This is a genomic window from Streptomyces sp. Act143 (assembly GCF_003143935.1).
Taxonomy (GTDB): domain Bacteria; phylum Actinomycetota; class Actinomycetes; order Streptomycetales; family Streptomycetaceae; genus Streptomyces.
This window is the reverse complement of record NZ_QFRX01000001.1, coordinates 6,125,780-6,139,243: the sequence shown is the minus strand read 5'-3', so window position 1 is coordinate 6,139,243 and position 13,464 is coordinate 6,125,780. Positions and strand designations below refer to the sequence as shown.

The 13,464-nt window shown below is 72.0% G+C and carries 12 protein-coding genes; 2 read left to right on the top strand and 10 right to left on the bottom strand.

All coding sequences use genetic code 11. The features are described 5' to 3' along the window. Positions 1-33: 33 nt before the first annotated feature. Positions 34-1,533, bottom strand: a complete 1,500-nt coding sequence (locus DI272_RS28020) for an aldehyde dehydrogenase family protein (RefSeq protein WP_109497994.1) — start codon at positions 1,531-1,533, stop codon at positions 34-36. Between the two features lie 247 nt (positions 1,534-1,780). On the opposite strand from DI272_RS28020, the gene DI272_RS28015 reads away from it, so the two are divergent. Further along, positions 1,781-2,674 (top strand): bifunctional helix-turn-helix transcriptional regulator/GNAT family N-acetyltransferase, encoded by an 894-nt coding sequence (locus DI272_RS28015; protein WP_109497993.1) that lies wholly within the window; start codon positions 1,781-1,783, stop codon positions 2,672-2,674. A gap of 72 nt (positions 2,675-2,746) precedes the next feature. Here DI272_RS28015 and DI272_RS28010 read toward each other — a convergent pair whose 3' ends face one another. The 6 genes from DI272_RS28010 to DI272_RS27980 form a co-directional block, all read right to left on the bottom strand. After that, positions 2,747-3,700, bottom strand: a complete 954-nt coding sequence (locus tag DI272_RS28010) for a hypothetical protein (protein ID WP_181387332.1) — start codon at positions 3,698-3,700, stop codon at positions 2,747-2,749. A gap of 136 nt (positions 3,701-3,836) precedes the next feature. Then, the gene (locus DI272_RS28000) at positions 3,837-4,826 is read right to left on the bottom strand and encodes a malate dehydrogenase (protein WP_109497991.1); all 990 of its coding nucleotides are present in this window, start codon (positions 4,824-4,826) and stop codon (positions 3,837-3,839) included. Between the two features lie 315 nt (positions 4,827-5,141). Next, positions 5,142-6,389, bottom strand: coding sequence for an XRE family transcriptional regulator (locus DI272_RS27995; RefSeq protein ID WP_109497990.1), 1,248 nt, complete (start codon positions 6,387-6,389; stop codon positions 5,142-5,144). A 340-nt stretch (positions 6,390-6,729) separates the two neighbouring features. Further along, the gene (locus DI272_RS27990; protein ID WP_109497989.1) at positions 6,730-7,206 is read right to left on the bottom strand and encodes a helix-turn-helix transcriptional regulator; all 477 of its coding nucleotides are present in this window, start codon (positions 7,204-7,206) and stop codon (positions 6,730-6,732) included. Positions 7,207-7,424: 218 nt separating this feature from the next. After that, positions 7,425-7,865 carry a DUF3017 domain-containing protein gene (locus tag DI272_RS27985; protein ID WP_109497988.1) on the bottom strand — a complete coding sequence of 147 codons (441 nt, stop codon included), beginning with the start codon at positions 7,863-7,865 and terminating at the stop codon, positions 7,425-7,427. A gap of 16 nt (positions 7,866-7,881) precedes the next feature. Beyond that, the gene (locus DI272_RS27980) at positions 7,882-8,736 is read right to left on the bottom strand and encodes a bifunctional methylenetetrahydrofolate dehydrogenase/methenyltetrahydrofolate cyclohydrolase (RefSeq protein WP_109497987.1); all 855 of its coding nucleotides are present in this window, start codon (positions 8,734-8,736) and stop codon (positions 7,882-7,884) included. Between the two features lie 249 nt (positions 8,737-8,985). Between DI272_RS27980 and DI272_RS27975 the strand changes: the two genes are divergently transcribed. Next, complete coding sequence (locus tag DI272_RS27975; RefSeq protein ID WP_059192799.1) at positions 8,986-9,654, top strand: hypothetical protein; 669 nt, start codon at positions 8,986-8,988, stop codon at positions 9,652-9,654. Positions 9,655-9,739: 85 nt separating this feature from the next. Here the strand turns inward: DI272_RS27975 and DI272_RS27970 are convergent, their stop codons facing one another. The 3 genes from DI272_RS27970 to purN form a co-directional block, all read right to left on the bottom strand. Further along, on the bottom strand, positions 9,740-10,987 hold the full coding sequence (locus DI272_RS27970) for a PD40 domain-containing protein (protein WP_109497986.1): 1,248 nt from the start codon (positions 10,985-10,987) through the stop codon (positions 9,740-9,742). Between the two features lie 184 nt (positions 10,988-11,171). Next, a complete protein-coding gene (gene purH, locus DI272_RS27965) occupies positions 11,172-12,740 on the bottom strand; it encodes a bifunctional phosphoribosylaminoimidazolecarboxamide formyltransferase/IMP cyclohydrolase (protein WP_109497985.1) in 1,569 nt (522 codons plus the stop codon). Further along, positions 12,737-13,351 carry a phosphoribosylglycinamide formyltransferase gene (gene purN, locus DI272_RS27960; protein WP_109497984.1) on the bottom strand — a complete coding sequence of 205 codons (615 nt, stop codon included), beginning with the start codon at positions 13,349-13,351 and terminating at the stop codon, positions 12,737-12,739. The genes purH and purN overlap by 4 nt, the downstream gene beginning before the upstream one ends. Positions 13,352-13,464: the final 113 nt, after the last annotated feature.

Genomic DNA, 13,464 nt, shown 5'->3' with positions numbered 1-13,464 from the left:
CGGTGAACCAGCGGACGGGCTTGGGGCGGGGACTCAGCCGGTGAACCAGCGGACGGGCTTGGGGGCGAGGTTCTGGTAGACGTGCTTGGTCTCGCGGTACTCGGCCAGCCCGGCGGGGCCGAGTTCGCGGCCCGTTCCGCTCTTGCCGAAGCCGCCCCACTCCGCCTGCGGGAGATAGGGGTGGAAGTCGTTGATCCAGACGGTGCCGTGGCGCAGCCGTCCGGCCACCCGGCGGGCCCGTCCGGCGTCGGCGGTCCAGACGGCGCCGGCCAGGCCGTACTCGGTGTCGTTGGCGAGGAACACCGCCTCGTCCTCGGTACGGAAGGTCTCGACGGTGAGGACCGGGCCGAAGACCTCCTCGCGGACGACCTTCATCTCGCGGTGGCAGCCGTCGAGGACGGTCGGCTCGTAGAAGTAGCCCGCGCCCAGCGCCTCCGGCCGCTTGCCGCCGGTCCGCAGCACCGCGCCCTCCGCCAGCGCCGAGGCGACGTAGCCCTCGACCTTGGCGCGCTGCTGCTCGGAGACGAGCGGGCCGCACTCGACCCCGTCGTCGGTGCCGCGGCCCAGCTTGATCCGGCTCGCCCGGTCGGCGAGTTCGGCGACGAAGCGCTCGCTGACCGACTCCTCGACGATGAGGCGGGCGCCCGCCGAGCAGACCTGGCCGCTGTGGATGAAGGCCGCGTTGAGGGCCTGGTCGACGGCGGTGTCGAAGCCCTCCTCGGTGGCGCAGGCGTCGGCGAAGACGACGTTGGGGTTCTTGCCGCCGAGTTCGAGGGCGACCTTCTTGACCGAAGGGGCCGCGGCCTGCGCCACCTTGGTGCCGCTGACGAGGCCGCCGGTGAAGGAGACGAGGTCGACGTCGGGGTGCTCGGCGAGCCGGGCGCCGACCGAACGGCCGGGTCCGGTGACGATGTTGGCGACCCCGGCGGGCAGGCCGGCCTCGACCAGCAGCTCGATCAGCGCGACGGTCGTCAGCGGGGTGATCTCGCTGGGCTTGACGACGAAGGTGTTGCCCGCGGCGAGGGCCGGGGCGATCTTCCAACTGGCCTGGAGGAGCGGGTAGTTCCACGGGGTGATGAGGCCGCAGACCCCCACCGGCTCGTGCACCACGACGCTGTGGATGTCGGGTGAGCCCGCGTCGACGACCCGGCCGCCGGACTCGGCGGCGACGAGCCCGGCGAAGTAGCGGAAGGCGTCGGCGACACAGTCGATGTCGACGCGGCCCTCTTCGAGCGTCTTGCCCGCGTCGCGGCTCTCCAGCAGGCCGAGCCGTTCGCGGTCGCGCATGAGGAGGTCGGCGACCCGGTAGAGCAGGGCGGCCCGCTCGGCGACCGGCGTGCGCGGCCAGTCGCCGTGGTCGAAGGCCCGCCGGGCGGCGGCGACGGCCAGGTCGGTGTCCTTCTCGTCCCCCTCGGCGACGACGGCGAAGGGCTGCGCGTCCGCGGGGTCGATGATGTCGCGGGTGGCGCCGGAGAGGGCTGCGCGCCACTCGCCGCCCGCGTGGATCGTCTGCTGGGCCTGCTGTCCGGCCATGATCGGTGTTGCCTTCCGTTCCTGTTCCGTTCCCCTGAGTCACACGGGTGTCACCCAGCGGGACCGTCAGCGCCTGCCCTCGACCTTGCATTGCATGCGCAATCGGAGCCGGAAAGTGCTCCGCGTCACTGAACATGCAGGCAAACCGGGCGAATCGTACGGCCGAACCGTGGTCCGTGCGTGCCGGCGATCACGCGGACGGAATGACTGGAGCCGAAGACGGTTCTTTGACTAGAGTCAAAGACTTATGGAACCGGTACGCACGGAGCAGGTTGCGGCCCTCCGCCGCTTCAACCGCTACTTCACCCGCCGGATCGGCGCGCTCGACGACCACTATCTCGGCCAGGACCGCCCCCTCGGCGAGGCCCGGCTGCTGTTCGAGATCGGGGACGGGGCCTCGTTGCGTGAGCTGCGCACCCGCCTCGGTCTGGACGCGGGCTATCTGAGCCGGATGGCGAAGGCCCTGGAGAAGCAGGGCCTGGTCCGGCTGAGCACGCATCCCGGCGACAACCGGCTGCGGATGGTCGAGCCGACCCCCGCCGGGCAGGACGAGCTGAAGGAGCAGAACCGGCGGGCGAACGCCCTCGCCTCCGGACTCCTCGAAGGCCTCACCCCCGACCAGCGCGCCGAGCTGACCGCCGCCGTGGCCACCGCCCAGCGCCTGCTCCGCCTGGCCGCCATCACTGTCACGCTCGTCGACGGCCACGCCCCGGACGCCCGCGCCTGCCTCGACGCCTACGCCGCCGACATCGACGCCCGCTTCCCCGAGGGTTTCGACCCGTCCGACCTGGTCGGGCCGGAGGAGGTGTCCGGCACGGCCGGCGCGTTCTTCGTGGCGTACGAGGAGGGGCGCCCGGTGGGCTGCGGGGCGCTGCGCCGGCTGAAGCCCGGCATCGGCGAGATCAAGCACGTGTGGGTGCACCGGGACGCCCGCCGCCTGGGCCTGGCCCGCCGCCTGCTCGCGGCCCTGGAGAAGGAGGCCGCCGACCGCGGCTGCGACACCGTACGACTCGACACGCACGCCACCCTCACCGAGGCGCAGGCGATGTACCGGGCGAGCGGGTACACCGAGATCCCCTCGTACGTCGACCACGTCTACGCCGCCCACTGGTTCGAGAAGCGACTGGACCGGACACACTGACCAGCCCGCCGACAGCCCCGCCCGCCCGGCACGGCGGCACCGCACACAGCCCTCACGACAGCGCAGGTACGCCTACGAACACTCCTGTCCGGCAGGGCAGAACGAACCCAGCGCCTCGGTGAGCGGCTCGCGGATCTGTGCGGGGGGCAGGTCCTCGGGGCCGCTCGCTCGGATCGCGTACAAGGTGCCGTCGGCCGCCTCGAAGCGGTGGTCGATCACCTGGCGGGCGCCCTTGTCCTCGTCGTCGTAGCGGTAGGTGAGCTCGGACCAGGTGGTGTCCTCGCCGCGTTCCAGGGCCTGGTAGCCGGGCTGGCGGGCGAAGCCGAAGCCGGGGTCGTTCTCGGCCTGGTGCAGGGACTCGGCCGGGGTGTCCTCGGCCAGCCGGAAGATCTGCAGCTGACGGCCGTCGTCGGGGGCGTCGTAGAAGACCACCGGGGCCTTCTCGCCCTGCTTCTGCCGGCGGGTCCAGCCCTCGGGGACGACAATCGTGTAGCCGACGGGGTCCTGGGCGAGGCGGTAGCCGGGGGCGGGGGCGGACGACACGGGAGGTGACTCCAGGGTCGTCACCGATGAGGCCGCCTCAGAGGGAGCCGTCCCTGACGGGGGCGTCTCCGGGCTCGTCGGCGTCGGGGCGGACGTCGTGACGGCCACCGTCGGCCCCGGGGTGGCATCGGCGCCCACCGAGCCGTCGCGGGTCAGGAACCAGACACCGGCGCCGATCCCCGAGCCGAGCACGACCATGGCCGTGAGGATCACCAGAAAGCGGCGGGGGCCGGGCGGCGGAGAGGGCGGGGGCGGAGGCGGGACATACGGTTGCGGCTGGATCGGTGGCGGGGGCTGGGGCGGGGGCGAGACCCACGGCGGCGTGTACGACGTCTGCGTCTCCGCCGACGCCCACGGCGGCAGGGCGCCGCTCGGCCCCTGCGTGCCCCAGGCCGCCTGGCCTCTGTCCTCGCTGGGCTCGTGCTCGTCGGAACCCGAGCTGTAGCCACCGCCGTTGCCGTTGCCGTGCCATCCGCTGTTCATCGCGAACCCCCCGAATCACCTTGGCGGGTAACGTTCTTGACGGTAGCGGTGAAAACGGGCGCGGGCCCCGCCCCGGAAGAAACCGGAACAGGGCCCGTGCAGGCTCGTGACAGAAGCCGCTTCTACGCGGACCGGCTCAGATGAGGCCGAGCGCGCGAACCGCCTCGCGCTCCTCCGCCAGCTCGGCGACGGAGGCGTCGATGCGGGCGCGGGAGAACTCGTTGATGTCCAGGCCCTGGACGATCTCGTACTTGCCGTCCTTGGTGGTGACCGGGAAGGAGGAGATCAGGCCCTCCGGGACGCCGTAGGAGCCGTCCGACGGGATACCCATGGAGGTCCAGTCGCCCTCGGCGGTGCCGTTGACCCAGGTGTGCACGTGGTCGATGGCGGCGTTGGCGGCGGAGGCCGCGGAGGACGCGCCACGGGCCTCGATGATCGCGGCGCCGCGCTTGGCGACGGTCGGGATGAAGTCCTCGGCCAGCCACTTCTCGTCGTTCACGACCTCGGCGGCGTTCTTGCCGGCGACCGTGGCGTGGAAGATGTCCGGGTACTGGGTGGCGGAGTGGTTGCCCCAGATGGTCAGACGCTTGATGTCGGCGACCGTCGAACCCGTCTTCTTCGCGAGCTGGGTCAGCGCGCGGTTGTGGTCGAGGCGGGTCATCGCGGTGAAGCGCTCGGCCGGTACGTCCGGGGCGGCGGCCTGGGCGATCAGGGCGTTGGTGTTGGCCGGGTTGCCGACGACGAGGACCTTGATGTCGTCCGCGGCGTGGTCGTTGATGGCCTTGCCCTGCGGCTTGAAGATGCCGCCGTTGGCCTCCAGGAGGTCACCGCGCTCCATGCCCTTGGTGCGCGGGCGGGCGCCGACGAGGAGGGCGACGTTGCTGCCGTCGAAGGCGACGTTCGGGTCGTCCGTGATGTCGATGCCCTGCAGCAGCGGGAACGCGCAGTCGTCCAGCTCCATCGCGGTGCCCTCGGCGGCCTTCAGCGCCGGGGTGATCTCCAGGAGGCGGAGCTTGACCGGCACGTCCGCGCCGAGCAGCTGGCCCGAGGCGATGCGGAAGAGCAGGGCGTAACCGATCTGGCCGGCCGCGCCGGTGACGGTGACGTTCACGGGAGTGCGGGTCATGGAGTTCTCCGTATGACAGCTGTCGGTGGGGCGTCCCTGCCCCGGGGTGCGGGACGTACAAATGATCGATCTCTTGGCATCAAGAGATCCACCGGTCAGGCTATCGCGCATCCGGGATCTCGGATGGCCGGGCCCCTGTGGCCCACCCCACAAAGTCATGAAAGAGCGACGGCCGCCCGTCCGGGAGAGGTGGAACGAGGCGGCCGCCGTAGGGGGGGACCGACGTGGCCGGACTCCCGTGGGGGTACGTTTCGCGTGCCCACGATTCGCCCGGCCATGCCTGCGGCCCCGGAATTGTTTTTCAGCCCCCAGCGCCTACGGGGTGCAGCCCTTCTGTCCCGCCGCCAGCGTCGCGCAGGCCTTCGCCTCGCCCGCGTCCTTCACCGCGACCATCGGGGTGTACGCGATGGTGTCCCCGGCCGTGCTGATCGAGCCGGTCTGCTGCTTGCCCTTGCCGGCGGCCACCGTGACCTCGTCGCCCTGCGCGGCCCCGGTGATACGGCCCCACGCGGCACCGCACGTCTTGCTGTAACGCACCTCGACGACGGTGGTGCCGACGGTGGCGGTCTTGGCGGTGGTCACCAGGTCGCCGCTGCACCCCATGCTCTCCGCGTCCTTGCCCGTGCAGGAGTCACCGGCGCACTTGACGCCGGCGGGCAGGTCGACGGGGGTGGAGGCGGTCGCGGTCGGCGAGGCCTTGCCGCCCTCGTTCTTCTTGTCGCCGCCGCCGTCGGTGAGGAAGTACGCCGCGGCGATGACGACGAGCACGCCGACGACGCCCGCGAGGAACATCGTCAGCCGCCGCTTGCCACCGGTTCCGCCGGAGCCAATTCCGCCGGAGCCGGTCCCGCCGGGGCCGGGCGCGGCGGTCGGGCGCGGGCTCTGCGGGGGCTCGCCGTACGGCGTCTGCGCCGTCGGCGACCAGGCGGGCCCGTCGGGAGCGGGCCGGTCGGGGGCGGGCCGGTCGGGGGCGCGTCCGCCCGCCGGAGACGGCCCGGCGTATCCCGCCACGCCCCAGGAGTTGACCCCGCTCTCGCGGCTTGCCTGCGACGCCTCACCACCGCGGGAGCTCTGCGACCCCTGCGAGTCCCGTACGTCCGGCGAAGCCGGCTGCGGCGGCACCGTCGGTGCCACGCCCGCGGGCCCGGCCACTCCCGGTGTCGCCGTCGCGCTGCCGCTCCTGCGGGCCGTCTTGCTGCCCTTGGCGTTGGCGGGCGGCGCCCCGAACTCCCCGAGCGCGGCGCGCGCCTGGGAGATGCGGATGGCCTCCATGGTCATGTCGTGGCGCATCTCCGAGCGGCTCCAGGCACGCTCGGCGAGCTCCCACATCGTGGTCAGGTGGATGGGATTGGTGCCGGTGACCTCGGCCAGCGCCACGATCGCGCCCTTGGGCGCGAGCAGTCGGCCGTTGAGATAACGCTCCCAGGACGTCTTGCTGTAGCCCGTGCGGTCGGCCACCGCCGCGATGCTCAGGCCGCTCCGGTCCACGAGTCGCCGCAACTGGCTGGCGAACTCCCTGACCTGCGGATCCAGTTCATCCGGCAAGGCCCTCCAACGAGGCATTGCTTCCCCCCTCTTTCCCCCCGGTCGTGCTGGCTGTTGCTGCGCATCCCCGTGCTGGTGCCCTCTGCCGAGTCCCCGTCTGGCTACCCACAGGGATGCGCCCGACAAGGATCTCAGTTCCCGGGGTGGGGGCGCACGGGTGCATCGGGGCCGGGGGCATGCACCGTTGCACGCCGACCCGGCTGCGGTCCAGTCCTGCAGCCACGGGACGTCCCGGACCGTCCCGATCGGTCACGCTAACCCTCTTGTTGAACGGCTTCGTTGCAAATCCGCAAACTTGTCAACACAACGACACATGGGACGCACATCACCCGTAACGCGCGCCACTCGGGTACGAAGCTCACCCGAGCGCCACGACACCGGCGACCGCGACGAGCACGAGCGCCAGCAGCAGGAGTACGGCGGCCAGCAGCATCCGGTGCGGACCGCGAGACGCCTTCGACGGCGCGGTCGGCGGCTCCTCCCACCAGGGCAGCGTGGGATCGTCCTCGTACTCCTCGTACTCCCCGGCCTCCGCGGGCCGTTCGGGGACCGTCGCCGGGCGGGGCCAGGCCTGGACGGCGAGTTCCCAGCGGACCCCGACGCGCTCGGCCTCCGTGCCGCCGAGCCCGGCGAGCGCGCACAGGGCGGTGACGGCCTGCCGGGGCGGCGGCTGCGTGGCGTTGAGATAGCGGTGCCAGGAGGACTTGCTGTACGCGGTGCGCGCGCCGAGCGCGGCCAGGCTGAGGCCGGTCGCGTCCTTCAGCCGCCGCAGCTGCTCCACGAGGTGCCGCACCTCCGGCGGCAGATCCTCCGGCAGCGACTGCCAGGCGCCCATCGCTCACCTCCACGGTGTCGGACGACACCCGGCCGGTGATCGGTTCCCCCTGCTCCTCCCGCTGTGACAGGGACCGGACACCGTAGCGGAACGGTCACTTCCGCGACACAGCGCGCTGACAGCCGTTGAACAGGGCCTTCGTCGTGCACGAGGGTTGACGCAGACGACGGCCCGTCCTTACTCGGGGGAGAGGACGGGCCGTCGTCGTGCGGGACGTGTCAGCTGCTGACCGTGAAGTGCAGCGCGTCCTTCAGGAACGGGACGACCAGCCACGGGTCCGGCTGGGCCATCATCGCCAGCAGGGCGATGGCGGTGCCCAGCGCGCCGTACGTGACGATGTCGGTGAACCGGGAGCGCACCGCGAGCATGCCGACGTCCGGCAGCAGCCAGCGCAGCACGCCACCGGCCAGCAGCCCGGCCCCGATGAACAGCGAGCCGATGCGGAACTGGTCGGTCGCGATCACCAGCAGACCGACGGCGACCGTGGCCAGCACGGCGAGGATCGGCCACTGCCGGGCGGGCGCCGGGGCGTCACCCGGCGCGGCCCGGCCGCCACCCTCGGGGCGTGCGGTGTCCTTGGTGAACAGCGGGAAGCGCCGGGTGACGCGGCGCGGCTTCCCCTCGGCGTCGGGCGCGCTGATCGCGTCCCGCACCTCCATGTCGTCCTCCGCCGGGTCAGTCGACACTGCGCTCCGCCGCCTCGACCACGTTGACCAGCAGCTGCGCCCGGGTCATCGGGCCGACCCCGCCGGGGTTCGGGGAGATCCAGCCGGCCACCTCGGCGACGCCGGGGTGGACGTCGCCCACGATCTTGCCGTCGGCGCTGCGCGAGACACCGACATCGAGCACGGCGGCGCCCGGCTTCACGTCCTCGGGGCGGATCAGGTGGGCGGAACCGGCGGCGGCCACGATGATGTCGGCGCGCTTGAGGTGGGACGACAGGTCGCGGGTGCCGGTGTGGCACTGGGTCACGGTGGCGTTCTCGCTGCGGCGGGTGAGCAGCAGCGGCATCGGGCGGCCGATGGTGACACCGCGGCCGACGACCACGACCTCGGCGCCCTTGATCTCCACGCCGTACCGGCGGAGCAGGGTCAGCACGCCGTTGGGGGTGCAGGGCAGCGGGGCGGGCTCGTTGAGGACCAGGCGGCCGAGGTTCATCGGGTGCAGACCGTCGGCGTCCTTGGCCGGGTCCATCAGCTCCAGGATGCGGTTCTCGTCGATGCCCTTGGGCAGGGGCAGTTGGACGATGTAACCGGTGCAGGCGGGGTCCTCGTTCAGTTCCCGCACCACCGCCTCGATCTCCTCCTGCGTCGCCGTCTCCGGCAGTTCGCGCTGGATGGAGGCGATACCGACCTGGGCGCAGTCGCGGTGCTTGCCCGCGACGTACTTCTGGCTGCCGGGGTCGGTCCCGACGAGGATCGTGCCGAGGCCGGGCGTGACGCCCTTCTCCTTCAGCGCCGCCACGCGGGCGGTCAGATCGGACTTGATCGCGGCTGCGGTGGCCTTGCCATCGAGAATCTGGGCGGTCATGCCCCCATCCTCGCGGATGACCGGCTCCCGGTTCCAATCCGGGTTCCACCAGGGGGCGACGCAAGATCGACGAGGTTGCACTTGCACAACACATAGGGATTGCGGCTGGACAACGAACCGGCCACTGAAGAACGATTGGCGCCACAGTGCCGCGGGCTGTACCGGGGGGACGAACCGCATCTGTAGAACCTTCCTCCGACCGTGCCGCTCGTCGTCCCCGCACATTCGGCAAACGGAGGAAACACCGCCATGAGTTTCGGCGATCCGAACAACCCCTACGGGCCCCCGCCCCAGCAGCCGCCGGCCGCTCCCGGTTACGGCTACCCCCAGCAGGCCCCGCCCGGCGTCCCGCCGCAGCAGCCCTACGGCGCTCCCCAGCAGCCCTACGGCGCCTACCCGCAGGCACCCGCGTACCCCGGCTACCCGGGTGCCAACATGGTGCCGCAGTCGATGCCGGGCCTGCTGGTGACGGCCCGCGTCTTCCTCTACATCATCTCCGCGGTGCAGATCGTCCTCGGCCTGATCTACCTGTACGTCGCCGCGTTCGTGAACGACGTCTCGGACTCCGCGGACTCCCTGAGCTCGTCCTCCGACGACCCGTTCAGCGACATCAGCGACTTCGGTGACGCCGCGGCCGGCCTCATCGCCGGCATCGCGATCTTCGTGCTGGCGCTGGCGGCCCTGTCCATCACGCTGGGCGTCAAGTTCGGCCGCGGCGGCCAGGGCGTCCGTATCACCACGGTCATCTACGGCGCGCTCGGCACGATCGTCGGTCTGCTGCTGCTCTTCGTCGGCCTCGACTCGGGCATGGCCTCCGCCGTCATCTTCCCGCTCCTGTGGGTCGTGTTCGGCGCGATCATCACGGCCGCGCCGGTGGTGCCGAGCGGCACCGCCTGGTTCGCGCGTCCGCGGTACTGAACCCCCCCGGCCGGATGCGGCCGATCCACCGCCAAGGGCCGTGTCCCACCCGTACGAGGGGGGACACGGCCCTGGTGCGTCGCCCCTACTTCGATCCGGGTGGCGGCAGCCGACGTACGAACACGTCCGACTCGCCGTTCGTGTCCCCCGGCACGAACCGCTCGTCGTCGAAGCCCGTGAAGGCGACGGTCCGCGCGCGGGCGTCCGTCCGGGCGTCCACGGCGTTCGCCGGGTCGCCGTCCGCGTTCGGGGTGGCCAGGATCTCGGCGCCGGTGCGCAGGTCGCGTACGTAGTCGGCGTCCCGTGTGGTGAGGACGGGCCAGACGTCGAGCAGCAGCTTCGTGCCGTCGGCGGAGACGGCGTCCGCGGACAGGACGCCCTCGGGACCGGGCACCGTCGCGTCGACGCGCGTGAGGGTGCCGGTGCGCAGGTCACGGACGAACGGGTTGAAGCTGCTGTTCGGATCGGGGCCCGGGACCAGGTTGGACGCGGCGGAGGTGAAGACGAGGGTGGAGCCGTCGGCGCTGAGCAGCGGCGCGGTGGCGGCCTTGTCCGCCGGGCTGCCGTCGTAGGTGGTGTCCGCCTGGATTGTGGCGCCGGTGCGGCGGTCGTGGACGTAGAGGTCGGAGTAGTCGCCGCGCGGCGGGGTGCCGGTCACGTCCTGGTAGGCGACCTTCCGGCCGTCGGCGCTCAGGGACGGGGCGCGGAAGCTGTGGCCCGGCCCCGCGTCGGGGCTGATCCGCCGGGTGCGGTGGGCGCGCAGGTCGCGTACGTAGACGGCGCTCGCGTTCTCGGACTCGACGCCGTAGGCGGCGAACGCCACGGTGCGGCCGTCCGCGGAGAGCGCGGGGGTCTGGCCGCCGCTGTGCCCGGGGTCGAGACCCACGTCGGCACGTTCGGTCCGGCCGGTCCTCAAGTCCCGTACGTGCACGGCCGATTCGGCCCCGTTCTGGGTCCCGTAGGCGACGTAGCGGCCGTCGGCGCTGAGCACCGGGAAGTAGATGTCGCCGTCGGCCGCCACACGGCGGAGGGTCCCGGTGCGCAGGTCGCGGACGAACAGGTCGGCGCCGTCGTCGGGGTCGCCGGGCACCAGGTTGGTGGCGCGTGAGACGAAGGCGACGACGTGGCCGTCGGCGCTGACGGCCGGTTGTCCGGAGGGGCCATTCGCCTCCGTGCCGTCGGCGGCGACGCTGATCCGCAGCGTCGAGGGCGCGCCGGTCGGTGCCGCGTCGGCCGCGGGAAGGGTCGCGGCGGTCAGCAGCGCGACCAGGGCGCCGCCGCCCGCCGCGCGTAACGCCCTGCGCCGACCCGTACCGCGTGCTGTTCTGGCCATCTGTTCCCCCAGAAGGCAGGTGCCCCGGGTCCGGTGCCGGGGCTCTGCGAGGGATGAAAGCGCACTTGCGAGGCGCGGGCAATCAGCGGATACGCGTACAACCCGGACGCCTCGTCAAGCGTCCGCACCGTGCCCGAGGGCCCGCCGGTTCACGACCGGCGGGCCCTCGCCCTGCGCGTGCGGCTCAGTGGAAGAAGTGCCGCGTCCCCGTGAAGTACATCGTCACGCCGGCCTTCTTCGCCGCCTCAACCACCAGTTCGTCGCGCACCGAACCGCCCGGCTGGACGACCGCCTTCACACCGGCCTCGATGAGGATCTCCAGGCCGTCCGGGAAGGGGAAGAAGGCGTCGGAGGCCGCGTACGAGCCCTGCGCGCGCTCGGCGCCGGCCCGCTCGACGGCCAGCTTCGCGGAGTCGACGCGGTTGACCTGGCCCATGCCGACGCCGACCGAGGCGCCGTCCTTGGCGAGGAGGATCGCGTTGGACTTGACCGCGCGGCAGGCCTTCCAGGCGAACGCCAGCTCGGCGAGCTCGGCGGCGGAGAGCGCCTCACCCGTCGCCAGCGTCCAGTTCGCCGGGTCGTCGCCGTCGGCCTGGAGCCGGTCGGTCTCCTGGAGAAGCACACCGCCGTCGATCGGCTTGACCTCGACCGGGTTGGCGGGAGCGCCGGCGGCCTTCAGCACCCGGATGTTCTTCTTCTTGGCGAGGGCCTCCAGGGCCCCCTCCTCGTAGTCCGGGGCGACGATGACCTCGGTGAAGATCTCGGCGACCTGCTCGGCCATCTCCTTCGACACCGGCCGGTTGACGGCGATCACGCCGCCGAACGCCGACAGCGGGTCACACGCGTGGGCCTTGCGGTGCGCCTCGGCGACGTCCGCGCCGACCGCGATGCCGCACGGGTTGGCGTGCTTGATGATCGCGACGGCCGGCTCGTCGTGGTCGTACGCGGCACGGCGGGCGGCGTCCGTGTCCGTGTAGTTGTTGTACGACATCTCCTTGCCGTGCAGCTGCTCGGCCTTGGCCAGCCCGGCGCCGGAGGCGTCCACGTACAGGGCGGCCGGCTGGTGCGGGTTCTCGCCGTAGCGGAGGGTGTTCTCGCGCTCCCAGGTGGCGCCGAGGAAGTCGGGGAACTGCGACTCGTCGACCGGCGCGTAGGAGGAGGCGAACCAGGAGGCGACCGCCACGTCGTACGACGCCGTGTGCTGGAAGGCCTCCGCGGCGAGCCGCTTGCGGGTGGTGAGGTCGAACCCGCCGTCCTGCACGGCGTTCAGCACGTCCGCGTACCGGGCCGGGCTGGTGACGACGGCCACCGACGGGTGGTTCTTGGCCGCCGCGCGGACCATCGACGGACCGCCGATGTCGATCTGCTCGACGCACTCGTCGGGCGAGGCGCCGGAGGCGACGGTCTCGCGGAACGGGTACAGGTTCACGACGACCAGGTCGAACGGCTCGACGCCCAGCTCGGCCAGCTGCCGCTGGTGGTCCTCCAGGCGCAGGTCGGCGAGGATGCCGGCGTGCACGCGCGGGTGCAGCGTCTTGACGCGGCCGTCCAGGCACTCGGGGAAGCCGGTCAGCTCCTCGACCTTGGTGACCGGGACGCCGGCGGCGGCGATCCGGCCGGCGGTGGACCCGGTGGAGACGAGCTCCACGCCGGCCTCGTGCAGCCCGCGGGCGAGCTCCTCGAGACCGGTCTTGTCATAGACACTGACCAGCGCACGGCGGATGGCCCGCTTGGCGTTGCTCTCGGCGGTCACTGGATAACTACCTTTCGTCCCTCAATGCGATAGCCGTTGCGGGCGAGCCGCCCCACGACCTCGACGAGCAGCCTTCGCTCGACTTCCTTGATGCGCTCGTGCAGAGCGTCTTCGTCGTCCTCGTCCCGGACCTCCACCACCCCCTGGGCGATGATCGGTCCGGTGTCGACGCCGTCGTCGACGAAGTGGACGGTGCAGCCGGTGACCCGGGCGCCGTACGCGAGCGCGTCGCGGACGCCGTGGGCGCCGGGAAAACTGGGCAGGAGAGCCGGGTGGGTGTTCACGAACCGCCCGCCGAAGCGCGCGAGGAACTCCTTGCCCACGATCTTCATGAACCCGGCGGAGACCACCAGGTCGGGCTCGTGGGCGTCGACGGCCTCGGCGAGCGCCGCGTCCCACTCCTCGCGGGTGCCGTAGTCCTTGACCTTCCGCACGAAGGTGGGGAGGCCGGCCCGCTCGGCCCGGGCGAGCCCCTCGATGCCCTCGCGGTCGGCCCCGACGGCCACGATCTCGGCGCCGTAGGCCTCGACGCCGGTCGAGGCGATGGCGTCCAGCAGCGCCTGGAGGTTGGTGCCGGATCCGGAGACCAGCACGACGAGACGCTTAGCCACGAGGGGCCCTTTCTGGGGGAACGTTCACTATGTACGTTCGTACGAATGCTTCGCGCCCCGGGATACGGGGAAGTCTACGAAACGGTCGAACGCCAGCAACGATACCGGCACTC